Here is a 20,451-nt window from a genome sequence, read left to right on the forward strand (position 1 = left end):
TTCGTGTGACCGTCGGGCCCGTGCGACATTCGCACGGGCCCGACGACTTTTCAGCGAGATCCGATCAGACGCGGATACACTCACAACGTGCGTGCTACCGACTTCTGGCAATCCCTCGATGGATTCTTCGCGACCCCGCTCGGCGTGCTGGTCCGCGTCGTCGTCATCATCGCCGTGGCCATCGGGGTCACCTGGCTGCTCCACATCGTGATCCGACGCGCCGTGGTCTCGATCGTGAGCGGTGTGAAACGAGGGCACGGTGTCGATGACACACAAGCGCTCGCCGTCTCTCCGCTCGCTGCCGTCCGCGTGGTGCAGCGCACACGAACACTCGGGACCGTTCTCTCGAACATCATCAACGTGATCGTCGTCGTCATCACGGTGCTGCTGCTCATCCATGTGGTCGCACCGGGGATCCTCAGCTCGTTCGCTCTGCTGTCCGCCGCAATCGGTGCGGGCCTCGGATTCGGTGCGCAGAACATCGTGAAAGACACGCTCAACGGCATCTTCATGGTCATCGAGGACCAGCTCGGAGTCGGTGATGTCGTCGACGTCGGCTTTGCCACGGGCGTCGTCGAGAAAGTCGGCATCCGCATCACCCAGATCCGCGATGTCAACGGCGTTCTCTGGTTCGTGCGCAACGGAGAGGTGCTGCGGGTCGGCAATATGTCCCAGGGCTGGTCTCGGCTGATCATCGATTTGGCGATTCCTCGGGAGACAGATCTTGATGCAGTGAAACAGCAGCTGCTTACCGCCGCGCGTGCACTCGCCGATGAGCCCAAGTGGCGGCCTCACTTCCTCGACGCCCCCGAAGCCTGGGGGCTCGAGTCCATTTCTGACGATGCGGTGGTTCTGCGCATGGTCGCCAAGACGCGCACCTCGTCGAAGGACGATGTCGGGCGAGAACTGCGCCTTCGATTCGCGAGCGTGCTCGAGGCGGAGGGCGTTCCCCCGCTGTCTCTGGAGACCGTCATCCTCGCCGGTTGGGAGGGCGCAGCGAGTGTTGGCGGTGCCCGTCCGCCTCGCACGAAGCCCGTCGTCGTCAACCCGGCGAAGCTCGGCCGGAAAAAGCGCACGCCGAAGGGAGATCGATGACCGACAGCCAGGTCACCACGTTCTACGAACAGGTCGGCGGTCATGAAACCTTTGCCGCGCTTGTCCACGAGTTCTATCGAGGTGTCGCAAACGACCCAGTGCTCAAGGCCATGTATCCGGAGGAAGATCTCGGCCCAGCCGAACAGCGCCTTCTCATGTTCCTCGAGCAGTACTGGGGTGGTCCGACCACGTATAGCGAAACACGGGGCCACCCACGTCTCCGCATGCGTCATGTGCCGTACAAAGTGAACCCGGATGCTCGTGACCGCTGGCTCGGCCACATGCGCGCCGCCCTCGACGCCATCGACATCGCCCCCATCCACGAAGCGACCCTGTGGGATTATCTCGTGAGAGCAGCACACGCACTCGTGAACACGTTCGACGACTGAACATCCCTCAGCCACAAAACTGACATCCCCAGCGACAAAGGAGCCGCTTACGATGACCGATCCTCACTACAACGCCATCATCGTCGGCGCAGGACTCGCCGGCCTCGTCGCAGCATCCGAGCTTGCCGACGCCGGGTGCCGCGTCGCGATCCTCGACCAGGAGCCGCCAGCGTCATTCGGCGGCCAGGCCTGGTGGTCATTCGGCGGGCTCTTTCTCGTCGACTCCCCCGAGCAGAGGCGCATGGGCATCTCTGACTCGGCCGAGCTCGCCTGGCAGGACTGGGAAGGCACGGCAGGCTTCGACCGTGCCGAAGACGACTGGGCGCGTCGCTGGGCACGCGCCTACGTGGACTTCGCCGCAGGCGAGAAACGCTCCTGGCTGCGTGAGAAGGGGATATCCCTGTTCCCTGTCGTCGGGTGGGCCGAGCGTGGCTCCGGTGCGGCATACGGTCACGGCAACTCCGTTCCCCGGTTCCACATCACCTGGGGCACCGGACCGGGCGTACTCGGTCCGTTCGTGAGCCGCGTGCGGCAGGCGCAGGATGCCGGAACCATCGACGTCCTGCACCGTCACCGCGTCGACGAGCTCACGCTAACCGATGGCACTGTGTCCGGCGTTTCCGGCAGCATCCTCGCCGCCGACGCGTCCCCTCGGGGCGTTTCAAGCTCCCGAGAAGTCATCGGCGACTTCACGCTGAGCGCTGACTCCGTGCTCATGAGCACCGGTGGAATCGGAGGTAACCCGGACATGGTTCGCGCCCAGTGGCCCGACCGACTCGGCCCGGTTCCCGCCCGCATGCTCACCGGAGTTCCCGCGCACGTTGATGGACGTGGTCTTGCGATCGCCGAGCAGGCCGGCGGTCGCATCGTCAACGGCGACCGCATGTGGCATTACACCGAAGGCATCGCCAATTGGAACCCCGTCTGGCCAGGCCACGGCATTCGGATTCTGCCCGGGCCCTCATCGCTGTGGCTGGATCCGACCGGGGCGCGCCTTCCCGCGCCTCTCTACCCCGGCTTCGACACGCTCGGCACCCTGTCGCACCTCACAACGTCCGGGTTCGATCACTCCTGGTTCATCCTGACCCAGCGCATCATCGAGAAGGAGTTCGCGCTGTCCGGAAGCGAGCAGAACCCCGACCTCACCGGCAAGGATGTCCGGATGCTGCTGAGCAGGGTGGCGCCAGGTGCCCCGGGCCCCGTCGAAGCGTTCAAGCGCCACGGCGAAGATTTCATCGTCGCCGACACGCTCGACGAGCTCCTAGACGGCATGAGCGAGCTCGACTCCGACAACATGCTCGATGCCGCCCGGGTTCGGCGCGAGATTGAATGGCGCGACCGGCAGCTCGACAACAGCTTCTCGAAGGACGCACAGATCACTGCGATGCACGGTGCGCGCAATTACCGCGGAGACCGGCTTCTGCGCGCGGCACCGCCGCACAAGCTTCTTGATCCGAAAGCCGGCCCGCTCATCGCCGTCAAACTGCATCTGTTGACCCGCAAGACGCTGGGCGGTCTTCAGACGGACCTGGATGCGCGCGTCCTCGGCGAGACGGGCGAACCGGTTCCCGGACTCTACGCGGCAGGCGAAGCATCCGGATTCGGGGGCGGAGGGCTCCACGGGTACCGTGCTCTCGAGGGGACGTTCCTCGGCGGCTGCCTGTTCTCAGGTCGCACCGCGGGCCGGGCCATGGCTCGGGCCGTCAATCGCTAACGTCGACGCACGAGGACATGGCCGCGGTGCAGACTCACACGAAGCCAGGGTCCCGATCGCAGAATACGAGCTTCTTCGGGCTCGCCGATGAAGCCGAGGCCCTCGGCGGCGAACGCCGCACCGGCGGGCAGGTCGGGCACATCGTCGATGTCGGCGTTCCACACCGAGGCACGAATGCGCTGAACGACGGGATCGCCGGCATCACGCGGCAGATCCGCGGCGATAGTGTCGGCTCCGGAGCGCGCCGTGGACGACAGCACCTCGGTGCTGATCGACCCGATGTGCTCCCAGGCGGAGCGCGGTGGGGCGATCCCCGTCCACGATGCCTGCACGTCCGAAGGCGGCATCGTGAGCTGCGCCGAGCCCGATCCGGCGATTCGCGCGATCCGTTCACTCATTGAGTCGGGGATGACCGTGCGATCGAACTGCGCATCGCTGCTTTCGGCGAAGGTTCGCAGGCCGAGAACAGTGGCGCTCGTATCGAGAAGCCCCCGCGAGTACAGCACAGGAGCGTAGACGGCGAGCACCCCGCTCGAGGCAAGGAATCGCACGGCATCCTTGTCTATGCGCTTGGCCCGCCCGACGAACGTGCCCAGGTCTGCGACTGCATCGGCATCGTCCAACGTGAATGTCTCAGTCATGTGCTCCTAAACTTATCTCACGCCGCACCAACACCGCCCGTGAGGAGAACCCGTGTCAGACCCTGTCGAGTCGTTGCTCGGAGCCCTGGATCTCACCGATACCGGTGCCCGTACCCTCGAGGATATCTTCACGGGGCCCTCCCAATGGATGCCACAGGGTCGTGTCTTCGGCGGACAGGTGCTTGCCCAGTCGATCGTGGCAGCGGGCCGCACGGTCCCGGATGACCGCTTCATCCATTCGATGCACGGATACTTCCTTCGTCCTGGGGATGTCGACCTTCCCATCACCTTCGCCGTCGACCGCATCCACGATGGACGATCTTTTATGACCCGCCGTACCCAGGCGTATCAGAGGGGGCTGCCCATCCTCTCGCTCATCGCCTCGTTTCAGGACGATGACAGCGGCCTCGACCACGCGACGTCGATGCCCGATGCTCCCGACCCGGAGTCACTGGCGAGCGATTCCGACCTGCTCGCATCGATCGATGATCCGCGCGCACGGGCCTGGGCTGCCGATCGTCCCTTCGAGATCCGCCATGTGACTGAGCCGATCTATCTTGCGGCGCCCACCGAGACAACCTCAGAACAGGTTCTCTGGCTTCGGGCGAAACGCGACCTCCCTGACGACAGACGACTCCATCAGGCGGCACTCGCCTACGCCAGCGATTACACGCTGCTGGAGCCGATTCTGCGCAGCCACGGTCTCAGCTGGCTGACGCCGGGACTGAAGATGGCGAGTCTCGACCATGCCATGTGGTGGCACCGACCAGCCCGTGTCGACGAATGGCTCCTCTACGTGCAGGAGTCGCCAAGCGCGACGGGCGGCAGAGGGCTCACCAACGGGCGCTTTTACACGCGCGACGGCTCTCTCGTTGCGTCCGTCGCCCAGGAGGGCATGGTGCGGGTCCCGCAGGGTGACTGAGAGCCGTCACCGACGTCCGGTGAACTCGATCGGGCCCTCCGCGTAGTCCTGCCACGCTCGCCGTTCATTCGCGCTGACCCGGCGCGGCGAACCTGTCTCGGCGTTGACGAGAACGACTGTCGTTGCCGCGCAGGCCGCGGGCTCATCACCATCCTGTGTGAACACCTCGTAGCAGACATCGAGGCTCGCGCCTCCGATTCGGCCAATCCATATCTGTACATCCAGAGGCGCACGCTGATAGGAAATCGGCTTCCGGTACTCGACCTCATGGCGAGCGACGAGTGTGAGTGTTTCCGCGCCCGGCTCGGCATCGATCAGCGCCATGCCCTGATCGATGCCGTCCGAGTGGTCATCGCTGCGCCAGAACACGCGGACACGAGCTTCTTCAAGCACCCGCATCAATTCCACGTTGTTGACGTGGTTATATGCGTCAAGGTCTCCCCACCGCAAATGAACGGGAGCGTGAACCCGCATCAGTCGCGGGTCAGCTTGCGATACGTCGACCGGTGAGGCTTCGCCGCATCGGCCCCAAGGCGCTCGACCTTGTTCTGTTCGTACGCCTCGAAGTTCCCCTCGAACCAGTACCAGTTCGCGGGGTTCTCCTCTGTGCCCTCATAGGCGAGGATGTGCGTCGCAATGCGGTCGAGGAACCAGCGATCGTGTGTCACGACCACAGCACAGCCTGGGAATTCGAGAAGCGCGTTCTCCAAGCTGGACAGGGTCTCCACGTCGAGGTCGTTGGTCGGTTCGTCCAGCAGCAGCAGGTTTCCGCCCTGCTTCAGCGTGAGAGCCAGGTTCAGCCTGTTGCGCTCACCGCCCGAGAGCACGCCCGCGCGCTTCTGCTGATCGGGCCCCTTGAACCCGAATGTCGAGACGTACGCTCGCGACGGGATCTCGGTCTTACCGACCTGAATGTAGTCGAGCCCGTCGGACACGACTTCCCACAGAGTCTTGTTCGGGTCGATGCCTCCCCTGCTCTGATCGACATACGAGATCTTGACGGACTCGCCAACCTTGAGCTCGCCGCCGTCGAGTGGCTCGAGACCGACGATCGTTTTGAACAACGTGGTCTTCCCCACGCCGTTGGGGCCGATGACGCCAACGATACCGTTGCGCGGCAGTGAGAATGAGAGCCCGTCGATGAGCACACGGTCGCCGAATCCCTTGCACAGGTCACGGGCTTCGATGACGTTCTGCCCGAGCCGCGGCCCCGCGGGGATCTGGATCTCCTCGAAGTCGAGCTTCCGCGTCTTTTCAGCCTCCGCCGCCATCTCCTCGTAGCGAGCGAGGCGGGCTTTCGACTTGGCCTGGCGCCCCTTCGTGTTCGAACGCACCCAGTCAAGTTCGTCAGCGAGCCGCTTCGAGAGCTTCGCGTCCTTCTTGCCCTGCACCTCAAGCCGTTCACGCTTCTTCTCGAGATACGTCGAATAGTTGCCCTCATAGGGGTACAGGTGGCCACGGTCGACCTCGGCGATCCACTCGGCAACGTGGTCGAGGAAGTACCGGTCGTGGGTCACGGCGAGGACAGCGCCGGGGTATTTGGCCAAGTGCTGCTCGAGCCAGAGCACGCTCTCGGCATCGAGGTGGTTCGTCGGCTCGTCGAGCAGCAGAAGATCCGGCTTCTGCAGCAGCAGGCGACACAGGGCGACACGCCGCTTCTCACCACCGGAAAGCACATTCACGACCGCGTCGGACGGAGGGCAGCGCAGGGCGTCCATCGCCTGCTCAAGCTGAGAATCGAGATCCCACGCGTCAGCGGCGTCGATTTCTTCCTGCAGCGTCCCCATCTCAGCGAGGAGCGTATCGAAGTCGGCGTCGGGCTCCGCCATGGCCGCCGAGATCTCATTGAAGCGGTCGACCTTGCGCTTGATGTCGCCGAGGCCGTCCTGCACGTTCTCCAGGACCGTGCGGTCTTCGTCGAGCTCCGGCTCCTGCATGAGAATGCCGACGCTGTAGCCGGGGCTCAGCGTCGCTTCACCGTTGCTCGGGGTGTCGAGGCCCGCCATGATCTTCAAGATCGTCGACTTTCCCGCACCGTTCGGACCGACAACACCGATCTTCGCACCGGGCAGAAATGCCATCGTAACGTCGTCGAGAATCACCTTGTCCCCGACTGCCTTACGCGCGCGGACCATCGAGTAAATGTATTCGGCCACTCTTTTCCCTACACTGCTTTCATGTCCGTGAGACCGTCAGATCTCGTGGGCTCGTGATGCGTCGAACTGCCTGTTCACGCCGCACGACGACCATCGACCCGGCCGCAGATGGCCATTCGATGCGTCGTCGCATCTTCGAGGATAACGCCTCACCCTGCGTATCTGCGACGAGTGCGCAGCCCAGCACGTGATCGGTTATTCGATTGGGCGGGTGTTACCGACGAGGCAGGTGCCCGAGTCGAGCACGGGCATCACGACAGAATGGTATCCCCCGACGGCGTCACCGTTCTGCCCGATCAAACAGGCATCCTTCCAGCGCACGGAGAATTGAATGGACTCGGCACGGTTGCCGACTGTCGAATAGTCTTCGGTGACTTCCATCGCAGATTTGTCGAAACCCGCCTCGACGAGGGCGTTGATGAAGTCCATCCCCATGGCGTCAGAATTCTCGTTGAGTACGCCTTCGTTGACGGCATCGAAGTAGTCGATGTTGTCTTCGGCCGTGCCATCAGGGTTCAGCGTTGGAGCGGCATTGGGCGTTGCTGAGCTCGACGGCGCCGGTGCGCCGCTGGTCTCGTCCGGGCCCGGAGCGTTGTCTGGCTCCTCCGCGGGCGCACAGCCGATGAGTCCAAGAACGAGGAGGAGCATCGCGCCATAGGCGACTCCCCGATTTCCTCTGCGGCTCACGCTCGGCCTCCGGTTCCGGCGACACCGTGTCGCCGGAACCGAGTCTAGAAGACGACAGTGTCTTCCGCTCTCACGCGGCGTCGTGGTTGCCGCTTCTCACACCGACATCGCCCCAGCCGTTGTGCGCGAGCGGTGCGGCAGCTTCGGCAAGCGGCGATGCCGTGTCGCTCACGAGCGAACCAGTTGCCGAATCGGGTACTGGTGACGACGCGTCATCCTCGCCCTCGTCGGCATCGTCAGTGCGGGGCATCGCCGCGTCAGAGTCCTTGTGCCTACTGAACGCTGTCGTACCCCAAGAAAGGTCGTGTCCCACAGACGTCGCATCGATATCGACGGTCATTCCTTTGCCGCCTTGGTTTGACCATTCGCGGAGACGAACGCGCCCTGTGACGACGACATGATCGCCCTTATGAACGCTTGCGGCGACGTTGGTGCCGAGGTATCGGTAGGCCCCGACCGAGTACCAGTTGGTTCCGTACTCGGACCATGTGCCCGTCTGCTTGTCGTACCGCCGCAGGCTGGAAGCCAGGCGGAAATTGCACACGGGCGTTCCCGCCGCATCTCCCAATTGAGGCTCCGTCCCGACGACGCCGGTGACAGTGATCGTGTCTGCCATGTTTGCTCCTCTCGCTGTGCACCGTCCGGTCGGGCGGTGCGGCCCCGGAGACGACGCTCGTGCCGGATCAGTCGTCTCCGGAGCCGTGCAACGAGTGTGTCTCCTCGCCAGCAACTCGGCCAGGGCACGTTCTCGAATTGTGGAGCCGTGTTCTGCAGACCATGTCTGTGGACGACGAAACACGGCAGCGGGCGAGCCAAGACACCGCTCCCTCTCATCCCTGGCTATGCCGATGCCGTTCCACCAAGAACTCGGGCCGCGCTCCCGAGCCTTCCCCTGGCCGCTGCCGACCGGTTGTCGCTTCCGCACGTCACCGAACGCATCGCTAGCATTGCGCTATGACGTTCATCGCAGACACTTCCCGGTACGACTCCATGCACTATCGCCGCGCAGGGCGCTCCGGTCTTCGACTCCCCGAGCTCTCTCTCGGGCTCTGGCACAATTTTGGAGGCGAGCGCCCCCTTGAAACGCAGCGACAGATCGTCCGGCGCGCGTTCGACCTCGGCGTGACGCACTTCGACCTGGCAAACAACTATGGCCCGCCCGCGGGCAGCGCTGAGTCGAACTTCGGACGAATCTTGGCCTCTGACCTCGCCTCCTACCGCGACGAGATCATCATCTCCAGCAAGGCGGGCTATTACATGTGGCCCGGGCCGTATGGCGAGTGGGGGTCCCGCAAGAACCTGCTCGCATCACTCGACCAGAGCCTTGCGCGGATGAACGTCGACTATGTCGACGTGTTCTACTCGCACAGGCCAGATCCCGAAACCCCGATCGAAGAGACGATGGGCGCCCTCGCCTCCGCAGTGCACGCAGGCAAGGCGCTTTACGTCGGCATTTCTAACTATTCGCCGGAGCAGACGGATGCTGCAGCGGCAGCCCTTGCCGAGCACAAGGTTCCCCTCGTGCTGCACCAGCCCTCCTACAGCATGTTCAACCGGCACGTGGAATATGGGCTTTTTCCTGTGCTCGACCGCACGGGTACGGGCTGCGTCGTCTTCTCGCCGTTGTCGCAGGGCCTCCTCACCGACCGCTACCTCGCCGGCAGCATCCCCGACGGGTCACGCGCCGCCACAAGCCCGTTCCTTTCGGGCGATCAGATCGACGACACGTATTTGGAGCGTGCTCGCGGACTGAATGAGATCGCGGCGGGTCGCGGTCAGAGTCTTGCCCAACTCGCGCTCTCGTGGATCCTTCGCCAGAAGAACATCACGTCTGCGATTATCGGCGCCTCTTCGGTCGCGCAGCTCGAGCAGAACATTGCCGCTCTCGACGCACCAGCGTTGACGGCCGACGAGCTCGACGCGATCGAGCCGCTCGCCGTGGACGGCACAGGGAAGCGCTGAACCCGCTTACCCCTCGCCGTCGCTGCCGAATGTCAGTGGCCGGCCCTACCGTGGAATCACATCAACGATGGGGCCGGCCACGACATCGGGAGGAACAATGCAGACAACGGCAGCAGACACGCGACACGCTGTGACGGTTCGCGTCAACGACTACCTGTGGCGCGTCACCGCAAACGACGGATTCGTGTTCGGACATATCGAGCGCGTTCCCACTCCGCAGGGCGACCGTTATGAGGCAAAAAGGTATCAGCTCGCCGCATCGCGCTTCGTTGCGCGTGGTCGCTTCTGGCGGTTTGACGATGCCGTGGACTGCCTGCGCTTCGGGTGAGTGAAACTTCGGTGCAACCACGGCACGCCTCGCGGGAATTTGGCCCGTTTCGGGTTACTCTTGCCGCATGAACTGGTGGAACGATTTCATGTCCTGGCTGACGGCCGCGGATACACGGTCAACGATCTTCATGGCCGTCGTCATTGCCGTGTCAATCATCGTGTCGGGACTCATTGCCGCTGCCATCGGCCGTTCCGGTGTCAAACACCTCATCGCCCAGCGCGACCGCGAGCAGCGTTCTGCAGCCATCGCCACACTCATCGACGCAGCCACCGAGGCCACCGTGTGGAATGCGCTCACTCCTCAGGAACGCGTCCTTGCGGACCGCGCTGTCGGCCAGGCGGATACCACTGTTCGCCTGCTCCCGGTACGGGGCTCATCAATCGCCGCAGATTGGGCCTCCCACCAGCTCGCCGAGATGAAGCGCGCGTCGACCCGCAACGAGCCCGACCTCGCGCCTGTGATCGGTGAGTTCCGGGATCGCCTGCTCGACTGGCAGGAGCGCCCAGGCCGCGCTAAGAAGATCTTCCAGAGCGACCTTGAGCGCTGGGCATTCGGGGACTCCATCGCTGATCCCGTTCCCACCGGTCAGACGGCGAAAGCCGACTCCGCCGCTGGTGCCCCGACCCATCTGCCGGACCCGGCCCGCACGGATGCCACGACGCAGAAGCTCATCGACGACGTTGCGGCGCTCGATGCGGCGAAGAAGCGCCAGGTGCCCCCTCCGGCCGACGATGACGAGAAGACCGCGTAGCTGCTACCGCCACCACGTGTCTGCTGGTGAAACCGGCATCGTACGTTTGTGTCGCGTGCGCATGAACGCTGCTTCGATGCGCTCGGCGGTCTCGGGAGCCACGTCCTCTCCCTCGAGATAGTCGTCGATGTCCGCGTAGGTCAGCCCCAGATTCGCTTCATCCGCCTGCCCGGGGTCGTCGTCGAGAAGATCCGCCGTCGGCACTTTCTCGTACAGCCGTGCGTTCGCATTGAGCGCGCGCAGCAGATCGGCGCCCTGCCGTTTGCTCAGCCCGACAAGAGGAGTCACGTCGGCGGCGCCATCGCCGAACTTCGTATAGAAGCCGGTGATCGCCTCTGCCGCGTGATCAGTGCCGACGACAAGCCGACCGTCGCGCCCGGCAAGCGCGTACTGAGTGACCATGCGAGCGCGTGCCTTGACATTCCCCTTGTTGAAGTCGCTGATCGGCTCTCCCAGCGCACGCGCGAACTCGTCGACGACGCCGTCGACGGAGGCCTTGATATCGAGCACCGCCGTCTGATCCGGGCGAATGAACTCGAGAGCCAGAAGGGCGTCGTCCTCGTCGTGCTGAACAGCGTACGGCAGACGCACGGCGAGGAACTCCGCCTCGACACCGCGCGCTCTGCGCCGTTCGACGGCACGCTGACACAGCCGCCCCGCCAGCGTCGAGTCCTGACCACCGCTGATGCCGAGAACGAGTCCTCTCGCCCCGGTCGCCGTCAGGTACTCGTCGAGAAAGCGCACGCGACGCTCGACCTCTTCTGCGGGGTCAATCTGGGGCCGGACGCCGAGGGCGGCGATGATCTGAGCCTGGATTTCACGCATAATGTCACTGTAGCCGAGGGGATGTTTCTGACTGATGTCGCGCTATTGAAAATCACGCGATCGTGAGGGGGCCCGAACCCCCAGCGTCTCGAACCCGTCAGCGATGATGTTCACAACACCTTCGGGAGATCTTTCGAGCATGCCGCGCACGACGAGGGCAGGACTCTCACGCGCCACACGGCGGTAGCGGTTCCAGACACCGGTGCTGCACACGACGTTGACGAGCCCCGTCTCATCTTCAAGGTTCAGGAATGTCACATTCCGTGCCGTGGCCGGCCGCTGCCGATGCGTCACAACACCCGCGACGAGAAGGCGACGTCCCGTTTCTGCCGAGCGCAGATCAGCAGCGCTGCGCACGCCTCGTGAGGCAAGCTCAGCGCGCAAAAACTCGAGGGGATGCCCGTCAGGTGAGATGCCGGTCGCCCAAATATCTGACACCGTCTGCTCTTCCGGAGTGAGCAGAGAAAACAGCGGCGGCTGCACCGCGAGAGCTGTTCCCTCAAGCTGTTCCGGGCGTTCCTGTGCTGCATGCTCGGCCTGCCACAGGGCCTCTCGACGGCGAAGCCCCAAGCAGTCGAAAGCGCCCGCGTCGGCGAGCGATTCCAGCACCGTCGTCCTGACTCCCGTTCTGCGCACCAGATCGTACATGTCACGGAAGGGCCCGTTCTCGTCGCGCTCGGCAACGATTCTCTGCGCTGTCTCCTCGCCCACTCCGCGCACGGCAGCAAGGCCCAGACGAACGGCGAACGCCCCGTCACGACGATGCTGTTCCTGCGCGTCTGGTGCTCGAGGATCAAAGGGACCGACGGGAGGCTGCTCCGGAGCCACACACTCCGCCCGTGGCTCCGGTGCCGGGCCCGGCATCGCTTCGAGTGCTGGATGGATCTGCGAGAGATGCAGGTCGGGATGCCGCGTCGTCACCCCGTGCCTGCGGGCATCCGCAACGAGGCTCTGCGACGAGTAGAACCCCATCGGCTGCGCTCTGAGCAGTGCCGCGAGAAACGCCGCGGGGTAATGCAGACGCAGCCACGCACTTGCGTAGACAAGAAGGGCAAAGCTGATTGAATGGCTCTCGGCGAACCCGAAGTTCGCGAATGCCTGGATCTTGGCGTACACGGCATCCGCTTCTTTTCCCACGAGTCCGTTCGCTGCCATCCCCGCGTACAGCGTCTCGCGCAGCGTGTCGATACGTTCGGTTCCGCGCTTCGACCCCATCGCACGCCGCAGCAGATCGGCATCATCTGCGGAACATCCGCCGACCGCCATCGCCATCTGCATCAGCTGCTCCTGGAACAGCGGCACACCGAGGGTTCGCTTCAGCACGGGCTCGAGTGCGGGATGCAGATATGTCACGGTGAACTCCCCCGAGACCTCCCCCGCTGCTTTCCGGCGCTCCCACTCACGCTGCTGCATGCGCCGCTTGATGTACGGGTGCACTGCGCCGCCCTGGATCGGGCCGGGGCGTACGAGCGCCACCTCGACGACCAGGTCGTAGAACTCCCGCGGCTGCAGCCGAGGCAGCATTCCCATCTGCGCACGACTCTCCACTTGGAATACCCCGACGGTATCGGCGCGGCAGAGCACGTCGTACACGGCGGGCTCCTCCTTTGGGATCGTGTCGAGCGCCCAGCGCTCACCGCAGGAGTCAGCGACCAGATCGAAGACGTGCTGGATCGCTTCCAGCATCCCGAGCCCCAGCAGATCGAACTTCACCAGGCCCATCCAGGCGCAGTCGTCTTTGTCCCACTGCAACACGGTGCGGCCCTCCATGCGAGCATGCTCGATGGGACTCACCTCTCCAACGGGCCGATCGGTGAGCACCATTCCGCCCGAATGGATGCCCAGATGGCGTGGAAGCTTCAGCGCTTGGTCGGAGAGCTCGAGAACATTCTCGGGAATATCGTGATCCTGCGCCTCGACAGTGGCTCCCCAGCGCTCGATCTGCGTGCTCCAGGCGTCCTGCTGCCCGGGGCTGTGGCCGAGGGCCTTCGCCATGTCACGCACGGCTCCCTTGGGGCGGTAGCTGATGACGTTGCAGACCTGCGCCGCGTTGTACCGCCCGTACGTCTCGTAGACATACTGGATCACCTCTTCGCGCCGCCCCGAGTCGAAGTCGACATCGATGTCGGGCTCTTCCTCGCGCATGCTCGAGAGGAACCTCTCGAACGGCAGTCCGTAGAGGATCGAGTCGACAGCGGTGATGTCGATGAGGAAGCACACGGCAGAGTTCGCAGCCGAGCCTCGGCCCTGGCACAGGATGCCGCGGGACCGCGCGAATCGGACGATATCGTGCACGATGAGGAAGTATCCGGGGAAATCTTTCTCTTCGATCACCTGAAGTTCGCGCTCGATGCGCTCGGTCTTCGCCCGGTCGAGATTCGGGTATTTGCGTGCAGCGCCCTCCCACACCAGGTGCCGGAGCCAGCTCATCGGCGTATGCCCGTCTGGCACGGGAAGCCGGGGAAGCCCCGGGGAGACGGCGCGCAGGGGGAACGCAACCTCATCGAGCAATTCGACGCTGCGCGCGACGGCGCCGGGGTACGCGGCGAATCGGCGCGCCATCTCGTCGCCGCTGCGCAGGAAGGCGTCACCCGAAGCCGGCAGCCAGCCCTCAAGGTCATCCAGACTGCGACGGGCGCGCACCGCGGAAAGCGCCTGGGCAAGGCGGAACTGTTCCGGTCGGCCAAAGTGCACGTTTCCCGTCGCCACGACAGGCAGCCGGCGCTCGGCAGCCAGCTCTGTGAGCGCATCGTTGCGGGCGTCGTCGAGCGGCTCACCACGTGAAAAGAGCTCGACGGTGACGCTGTCCTGCCCGAAGAGGGCAGTCAGGGTGTCAAGCTGTTGTGCTGCGGCAGCGCGACCGCCGGTTTCGAGCGCCTGCCGCACAGCACCTTTGCGGCATCCGGTCAACACATGCACGTGGCCTGACAGCTGTTCGCCGAGGCTGTCGAGGCTGTAGCGCGGGCTTCCTTTCTGCGCTCCGTCTGCGAGGTTCGCATCGGTAATCGCACGCGCCACATGGCGGTACCCCTCTGCCCCGCGTGCCAGCAGAAGCAGATGAGTCCCCCGCGGGTCGGCCTCCCCGTTCTGCGGCTGCGAGAGGTCGAGCGAGAGTTCCGCACCGAATGCCGTCCTGAAGCCTGGGTGCAGCGCTGCCGCCTCAGCGAAGCGGACTGCGCCATAGAAGCCGTCGTGGTCGGTGAGCGCCATGCCGGGCAGCCCGAGATCGACGGCATCGTCGACGAGCTGCTCCGGCATGCTGGCGCCATCGAGAAAGCTGTAGGCGGAATGAGCGTGCAGTTCAGCGTAGGGCACTCCGGTTTCCGGCCGCACCGACCGCACGCGGCGCTCACTGTCGCCCTCGGGCTGCTGTCTCGTGTTCCGTTCCGCAGCGACGTGGGCGGCAGCGACGTCGGGGTCGTCTGAGAGGCGCCTCGCGAACTCGGTCCAGGGAACCGGTGGGTTATGCCATCCCATGTGTGCCCCTGATCTCAGTCATACCGCGCCTCGATGCTCCAGCGGCCGTTCTGTAGGGTCAACATCCACGCATCACCGCGGTCGTCAACGGCTTGAAACCGGTGAACCCGCTGATGTGTCCGGGCGTCCCACCAGCGCACATCGATCTTCCAGGGGCCGGCCCATCCGCGCAGCAGCCGCACCGTTCCCCCGATGGAGAGCGCAGACAGGGGCGCTGTGAGCGTCCCACGTTCAGTGATCGAGGCGACGGCGCCCTCGGTGTCGAGCACGGTCACCTCTGCGGCTTTCTCGAGCACGAGGCTCGGCGCGACACCGGTCTGTGCTCCCGGCCAGGGCTGGCCGCTGCGGTCTGCTCCCCTGCGCTTCTCTCCCCAAGGGACGAGAAGCTGGCGCTCACGCAGAAGGCGGCCCGCACCGGGCTCGATCGTGCAGACCTCGGCGTGACCGACCATGCTCTGCACACGCGTAAGTTGTGCGTGCACACGCTGATCCGCCGCATCGCCCCACAGCCCCGCTTCGTAGTGCGCACGGTCATCGAGCCCGACGACGGCAATGCGCACAGCGGCGATCGGCGCCGCCAGCGCCGCGGCTCCCGTGTGTGCGCCCTGCACCTGCCAGCGCACACGATCAACAATGTCTGCGGCCCGGAAGAACCGGGGATGCAGCCAGTGTCGCTCGCTGAGCCTGCCGCTCTCGTCGCACAGCTCGACCGAGATGCTCGTCGCCACCTTCCCCGTCGCAGTGACCTGCTCGGCCAGGGCGTCGATGTCGGCGCGCAGACTGAAAGCGATCTGATCGACGCGGTCGAGTGGTTCGTCGAACTCGCGCCGAATCTCATGCTCGACAGTGATTCCCGTGGGCACGACCATGCGCGGATCATCGCCGTTCGCCAGGCGGTGCACACGCACAGCATCCGGGCCGAAACGATCACGCACCTGATCGACGTCCAACCGGGCGTAGTCTCCGAGGAGATGAATGCCGAGCCGGTGCAGAAGCGGTCCTGCCCCCGCGAGTGCATCGGCGGGCAGCTCGTCGATCGGAACAGCGGCGACGAACCGTGCCGTCTGCTCCGAGGGAATGGCGACGATCCGCCCCGGCTCCGCTCGCCGGGCGGCGAGTTCGGCGGGAAAGATGCCGTCGGCGATGCCCGCCCGGATGTCACGGATTCCCACGGACCGCACGGCGTCCACAAGTGTCTCTGCCGCCCGGTGCTCGCCGCCGTAATACCGGCTCGGGCCGCGCACTCGCAGCACGCACAGACCCGGCTGCAGAATCTGCCCGCCGGGCGCGCGTTCCTCGACATGCTGGAACACACTCTCGAAGGCCCGATAGTCGGCGTCGATATCGTACGGTCGGATCTCGATCTGTGGACAGGCGGCCTGTGCCTCCCGCATCCGCTGCCCCGCCTTCACTCCCCAGGAAGCCGCCGCATCATTGCACGCGAAGACGGTGCCACCCACCACGAGTGCCAGAGGACTCTCGGGTGCGAGACCGCGCGCCCGCGCCTCTGCCGCTGTCGACCACCCCGGGAACCACAGCACAAGCGAGCGTGTCATCGACTGAGTCACAGGCCCTCCTTATTCGTTGCTGTGTTCGAGTCCATCACGAGCATCTGACATCTCAGAGAGCACGAACGTCACCCGCCGAGGCGCCGCCGCTCGCCCGCGCGCCGTCGCAGTCACCTGGCATGCGGCCAGGTGGCCGTGCCCGGCGCGGATGCCGCTCCACTGACGCTCCGCGACAGCCAGGCGGTCTTCGGCTCCCGCCCACTCCCCCAACCGAAGCAGTACGCTGCCCGTGCGCCGGAGCCTGGCCTCCAACCGCTGCGCCTCACCCGCTCCCACGTCCGCCGCCTCACCGAGGACGACGATGCTCATCACGTCGGCGAGCGTTGCAGACACACGAATTCCCTGCCCGCCCGGGTGCGGAACCACCACCACACGCGCGATATCAACGCCGGCGGATGCCGCTGCGGCGGCCGAGAAATCGGGCATCCCGACCACGGCGACCCAGTCGCCCGCGCGCGTCGCCTCCGCGAGAAGCATCGTGGCCAGCAACGGCGACAGCACCTCGTACACACCGCCCGGCCTCAGCCCGCCGCCCGGAAAGAGGTCGCGCAGTTCGGAGACGACGGGAACAACGGGCGCCTCGGCTCCCGCGCCGAGCGTCGCCTTCTGCATGCTGCGGATGCGGCCGTTCAGCTCTGCGAGCACTTCGGCACGGCTCGATGCGGATGCATCGACAGCATCCCACGCTCGTGCCGCACCTGTTTCCATATCGCTATAGTCGAATATTTGTTCGGCAGAGTCAACCTCGCCGACCGGGACTTCTGCCTGTCAGACGGACAGGCTACTCTGAACGCATGTGCGGACGATTTGCCATGGATGAAACCGTTGACGAGCTCATCACAGAGTTCGTCATCGTCACGGGCGAGCAGCCCGAGAACTGGACACCCGACTGGCGGAACAGCTTCAACATCAAGCCGACGCAGCACGTGGCGACGGTCTTCGAATCCGCCCGCGATGGCGCGGCTCCTGTGCGACGTCTCGAGGGTGCGCGCTGGTCGCTTCTGCCGAGTTGGGCACGCGAAGAGAAGCTCAAATACCCTACATTCAACGCACGAAGCGAGACGGCGGCGTCAAAGCCGACGTTTAAAAGCAGCGTCGTCTCGAAGCGCGCCATCATCCCCGCGCGCGGGTACTTCGAGTGGAAGACCGTCGGAAAGACGAAGACGCCGTTCTTTGTCAGAGACCCCGACCATTCCCTCGCCTTCGCCGGACTGTATTCGTGGTGGCGCGCCTCTCCTGATGACGACTGGATGCTGACAGCAACCATCCTCACCCGGCAGGCCGAGGGTCCGCTCGCCGAGATCCACGACCGTACTCCCGTCACGCTTCCGGCGCACATGCGCGACGTCTGGCTCGACGCCACGGTCTCCGGTGATCAGCAACTGGTGGATGCCGCCGTCGATACGTCCCGCCAGGTCGAGCTCGACCTCTACGAAGTCGCGCCGATCGGCCGCGACGCCGACGGTCCCGAGCTGATCGAACCGGTGAAGCCGCTCTTCTGACAGCGCGATCTCGAAGGCACTCACCCGGCATGAACCCACCGCATGCCTAGCCAAAACAGGCACTCACACGTCACCATGAGGGTATGGCGAGCTCGACGAGGCAGACGGTTGAGGTCGATGGGCGACAGCTTCAGCTGTCGAACCTCGACAAGGTGCTGTACCCGTCAACGGGGACGACGAAGCGCGACATCCTCGACTATCTGAGCGAGATCGCTCCCGTCATGATTCCGCACTGCCGCGACCGCGCGGCGACGCGCAAGCGGTGGCCAGACGGTGTCGGAGAAGACGGTTCAGGGCAGAAGTTCTTTCAGAAGGACATCGGCGAGGGTGCCCCCGACTGGGTGCGCCTTCGCAGCATCCGGCATGCCGATCATGTCAATCAGTACCCCCTGGTGAACGACCGTGCGACGCTGACGTGGCTCGGCCAGCTCGCCGCCCTTGAAATCCACGTTCCTCAGTGGCGCTTCGGGCCGCGCGGCGGGCAGAAGAACCCCGATCGGCTGGTGCTCGATCTCGATCCCGGCGACGGCGTGACAATGCGGGAATGCGCCGATGTCGCCCGCCTCGCCCATGGCATCCTGCGCGATATGGGGCTGACCGTCGTACCCGTCACAAGCGGAAGCACGGGAATCCATCTCTATGCCGCGCTCGACGGCTCGCAGACGTCGCAGCAGGTGTCGGACGCGGCGCACGAGCTCGCCCGCTCGCTCGAAGCGGACTATCCGGACCAGATCGTCAGCTCGATGACGCGCTCCGCCCGTGCGGGCAAAGTGTTCATCGACTGGAGCCAGAACAACGCGAGCAAGACCACCGTGGCACCGTATTCACTGCGTGGGCGCCCTCATCCCACTGTCGCTGCGCCGCGCACGTGGCACGAGCTGGCCTCCCCTCACCTGACGCAGCTGGACTACCGTGATGTGTTGACACGTGTGAAGCGACGCGGCGATCCCCTGTCAGAGATTGCCGAGAGCGCCGAGACGACTACGCGCGGCTCGTGAACGCAAAAACACCGCTGGCCGACGCCGTCACGATGACGGGCCGGCCAGCGGTGTGATGGTCGCTGACGATCAGGCGAGGATCGTCCACGGGTTCTCAATGAGACGCGTGAGCGTCTGCAAGAACTGCGCGGCGAGTGCGCCGTCGATGATGCGATGGTCGCTCGAGAGCGTGTACCGCATACGGTGCCGCACCACGACCTCGCCGTCCACGACGACGGCCTCCTGCTTGGTGCCGCCGACGGCGAGGATCGCGCCCTCCGGCGGGTTGATGATCGCCGTGAACTCCTCAACGCCGAACATACCGAGGTTGCTGATCGTAAACGTGCCGCCCGACATCTGCGCCGGGCTGAGCTTCTTCTCGTTCGCCAGCTTCGCGAGCTTCTTGGTCTCGACGCCCAGCTGGGTGACCGTCTTGGTGTCGGCATCGTCGATCACCGGAACCATCAGGCCCACCTCGCTCGCGACGGCAACGCCCACATTGATGCGCGAGTGGCGCAGCGTGTGGTCGGCGTCATCGCCCACGTATGATGCGTTGACCTCAGGGTGTTCCCGCAGCGCGAGAGCTGCCGCGCGCACGATCAGATCGTTCACGCTCACCTTCGGCCGGTCGGCGGCCACGAGCTGCTCGTTCAGCGATGCTCGCAGTGTCACAAGCTCCTCGGCGTCGGCGACGGCCGTCACGTAGAAGTGCGGAACCTCACGGGCGCTCTCACCGAGGCGGCGCGCGATCACACGGCGGATGCTGCTGATCGGCTGCTTCTCCGATCCGCGACGCTCATCATCTGCCGACGGCTGAGGAGCGTCCTTCGGCGCTGCCTTCGCCTCGGGCTTCGGCGCTTCAGCCTTCTTCTCGCTCGGAGCCTCCGACAGAAGCGGGTCGATGTCCGCACGGATGATGCGTCCACCGGGGCCGGTTCCCTCGACGGTGCTCAGGTCAAGGTTGTAGTCCCGAGCGAGCTTCCGGACGAGCGGCGAGGCGAAACGGCGTTCACCGTCGCCCTCCGCCGTTGCGCTCTTTGTCTCGGAAGACTGCGTGCTCGCAGCATCCGACGTCTTCTCGCCCTCAGACGGACTCTCATCCGTCTTGGCCGCTGCGTCAGCGGACTCGTCCTTCTGAGGCTCCTCCTTCGCGGACTTGTCCACCTCAGAGGTCGACGATCCGGAGTCAGAGTCGCTACCCGAGTCGCCTGATCCGTCGTCGAGCTTGGCGATGGGGGTGCCGATCGAGACGAGCTCGCCCTCCTCGACGAGGATCTCGGACAGCGTGCCTGCCTCATATGCCTCGTACTCCATCGTGGCCTTGTCGGTCTCGATCTCAACGAGGACATCGCCTTCGGCGACAGCATCCCCCGGCTTCTTGTGCCATGTGGCAATTGCGCCCTCCTCCATGGTGTCGGAGAGTCGCGGCATTGTGATTTCGATCATCATTCCGT

Annotated in this window: 19 protein-coding genes; 9 read left to right on the plus strand and 10 right to left on the minus strand. The window is 64.9% G+C overall.

Annotation, left to right across the window (positions count from 1 at the left end; all coding sequences use genetic code 11):
- The first annotated feature begins 87 nt into the window (after nucleotides 1-87).
- Genes OK352_RS15820 through OK352_RS15830 form a run of 3 tightly spaced genes read left to right on the plus strand, consistent with a single transcriptional unit; the run spans nucleotide 88 to nucleotide 3,198 of the window.
- Nucleotides 88-1,095, plus strand: coding sequence for a mechanosensitive ion channel family protein (locus OK352_RS15820; protein ID WP_265142464.1), 1,008 nt, complete (start codon nucleotides 88-90; stop codon nucleotides 1,093-1,095).
- Entirely contained in the window at nucleotides 1,092-1,484 is a 393-nt protein-coding gene (locus tag OK352_RS15825; protein ID WP_265142465.1) for a globin, read from the plus strand. Before OK352_RS15820 ends, OK352_RS15825 begins: the two co-directional genes overlap by 4 nt.
- A 52-nt stretch (nucleotides 1,485-1,536) precedes the next feature.
- Nucleotides 1,537-3,198, plus strand: coding sequence for an FAD-binding dehydrogenase (locus tag OK352_RS15830; protein WP_265142466.1), 1,662 nt, complete (start codon nucleotides 1,537-1,539; stop codon nucleotides 3,196-3,198).
- Here OK352_RS15830 and OK352_RS15835 read toward each other — a convergent pair.
- Nucleotides 3,195-3,839 carry a DUF8185 domain-containing protein gene (locus tag OK352_RS15835; RefSeq protein WP_265142467.1) on the minus strand — a complete coding sequence of 215 codons (645 nt, stop codon included), beginning with the start codon at nucleotides 3,837-3,839 and terminating at the stop codon, nucleotides 3,195-3,197. The two genes, OK352_RS15830 and OK352_RS15835, sit on opposite strands and share 4 nt — an antisense overlap.
- A gap of 52 nt (nucleotides 3,840-3,891) precedes the next feature.
- Between OK352_RS15835 and OK352_RS15840 the strand changes: the two genes are divergently transcribed.
- Nucleotides 3,892-4,761: an acyl-CoA thioesterase gene (locus tag OK352_RS15840; protein WP_265142468.1), complete on the plus strand. Its 870-nt coding sequence runs from the start codon at nucleotides 3,892-3,894 to the stop codon at nucleotides 4,759-4,761.
- A gap of 6 nt (nucleotides 4,762-4,767) precedes the next feature.
- Here the strand turns inward: OK352_RS15840 and OK352_RS15845 are convergent, their stop codons facing one another.
- The 4 genes from OK352_RS15845 to OK352_RS15860 form a co-directional block, all read right to left on the minus strand.
- Complete coding sequence (locus OK352_RS15845) at nucleotides 4,768-5,235, minus strand: acyl-CoA thioesterase (protein WP_265142469.1); 468 nt, start codon at nucleotides 5,233-5,235, stop codon at nucleotides 4,768-4,770.
- Complete coding sequence (gene ettA / locus OK352_RS15850; protein ID WP_265142470.1) at nucleotides 5,235-6,917, minus strand: energy-dependent translational throttle protein EttA; 1,683 nt, start codon at nucleotides 6,915-6,917, stop codon at nucleotides 5,235-5,237. Before ettA ends, OK352_RS15845 begins: the two co-directional genes overlap by 1 nt.
- A gap of 195 nt (nucleotides 6,918-7,112) precedes the next feature.
- Nucleotides 7,113-7,604: a DUF6993 domain-containing protein gene (locus OK352_RS15855; RefSeq protein ID WP_265142471.1), complete on the minus strand. Its 492-nt coding sequence runs from the start codon at nucleotides 7,602-7,604 to the stop codon at nucleotides 7,113-7,115.
- A gap of 70 nt (nucleotides 7,605-7,674) precedes the next feature.
- Entirely contained in the window at nucleotides 7,675-8,220 is a 546-nt protein-coding gene (locus OK352_RS15860) for a single-stranded DNA-binding protein (protein ID WP_265142472.1), read from the minus strand.
- 338 nt (nucleotides 8,221-8,558) lie between these two features.
- Here OK352_RS15860 and OK352_RS15865 point away from each other — a divergent pair, with 338 nt between their 5' ends.
- The 3 genes from OK352_RS15865 (at nucleotide 8,559) to OK352_RS15875 (ending at nucleotide 10,648) form a co-directional block, all read left to right on the plus strand.
- Nucleotides 8,559-9,566 (plus strand): aldo/keto reductase, encoded by a 1,008-nt coding sequence (locus tag OK352_RS15865; RefSeq protein ID WP_265142473.1) that lies wholly within the window; start codon nucleotides 8,559-8,561, stop codon nucleotides 9,564-9,566.
- 97 nt (nucleotides 9,567-9,663) lie between these two features.
- Nucleotides 9,664-9,894, plus strand: a complete 231-nt coding sequence (locus tag OK352_RS15870) for a hypothetical protein (protein WP_265142474.1) — start codon at nucleotides 9,664-9,666, stop codon at nucleotides 9,892-9,894.
- 67 nt (nucleotides 9,895-9,961) lie between these two features.
- Nucleotides 9,962-10,648, plus strand: a complete 687-nt coding sequence (locus OK352_RS15875) for a hypothetical protein (RefSeq protein WP_265142475.1) — start codon at nucleotides 9,962-9,964, stop codon at nucleotides 10,646-10,648.
- Nucleotides 10,649-10,651: 3 nt separating this feature from the next.
- On the opposite strand, the gene nadE is transcribed toward OK352_RS15875, so the two are convergent.
- From nadE to OK352_RS15895, 4 genes are read right to left on the minus strand one after another with little or no spacing between them, the layout of a single operon-like run.
- On the minus strand, nucleotides 10,652-11,473 hold the full coding sequence (nadE, locus tag OK352_RS15880) for an ammonia-dependent NAD(+) synthetase (protein ID WP_265142476.1): 822 nt from the start codon (nucleotides 11,471-11,473) through the stop codon (nucleotides 10,652-10,654).
- Nucleotides 11,474-11,515: 42 nt separating this feature from the next.
- Nucleotides 11,516-14,950, minus strand: coding sequence for an error-prone DNA polymerase (locus OK352_RS15885; protein ID WP_265142477.1), 3,435 nt, complete (start codon nucleotides 14,948-14,950; stop codon nucleotides 11,516-11,518).
- Nucleotides 14,951-14,964: 14 nt separating this feature from the next.
- Nucleotides 14,965-16,518 carry a DNA polymerase Y family protein gene (locus tag OK352_RS15890; RefSeq protein WP_265142478.1) on the minus strand — a complete coding sequence of 518 codons (1,554 nt, stop codon included), beginning with the start codon at nucleotides 16,516-16,518 and terminating at the stop codon, nucleotides 14,965-14,967.
- Between the two features lie 9 nt (nucleotides 16,519-16,527).
- On the minus strand, nucleotides 16,528-17,226 hold the full coding sequence (locus tag OK352_RS15895; RefSeq protein WP_265142479.1) for a hypothetical protein: 699 nt from the start codon (nucleotides 17,224-17,226) through the stop codon (nucleotides 16,528-16,530).
- Between the two features lie 86 nt (nucleotides 17,227-17,312).
- Between OK352_RS15895 and OK352_RS15900 the strand changes: the two genes are divergently transcribed.
- Both OK352_RS15900 and ligD read left to right on the plus strand, forming a co-directional pair.
- The gene (locus OK352_RS15900) at nucleotides 17,313-18,020 is read left to right on the plus strand and encodes an SOS response-associated peptidase (protein WP_265142480.1); all 708 of its coding nucleotides are present in this window, start codon (nucleotides 17,313-17,315) and stop codon (nucleotides 18,018-18,020) included.
- An 83-nt stretch (nucleotides 18,021-18,103) separates the two neighbouring features.
- The gene (gene ligD, locus OK352_RS15905; protein ID WP_372338116.1) at nucleotides 18,104-19,018 is read left to right on the plus strand and encodes a non-homologous end-joining DNA ligase; all 915 of its coding nucleotides are present in this window, start codon (nucleotides 18,104-18,106) and stop codon (nucleotides 19,016-19,018) included.
- Between the two features lie 69 nt (nucleotides 19,019-19,087).
- Here ligD and OK352_RS15910 read toward each other — a convergent pair whose 3' ends face one another.
- Nucleotides 19,088-20,446, minus strand: a complete 1,359-nt coding sequence (locus tag OK352_RS15910) for a dihydrolipoamide acetyltransferase family protein (RefSeq protein WP_265142481.1) — start codon at nucleotides 20,444-20,446, stop codon at nucleotides 19,088-19,090.
- Nucleotides 20,447-20,451 lie beyond the last annotated feature (5 nt).

The organism is Microbacterium sp. MPKO10, from assembly GCF_026107415.2.
In the GTDB taxonomy this organism is placed as follows: domain Bacteria; phylum Actinomycetota; class Actinomycetes; order Actinomycetales; family Microbacteriaceae; genus Paramicrobacterium.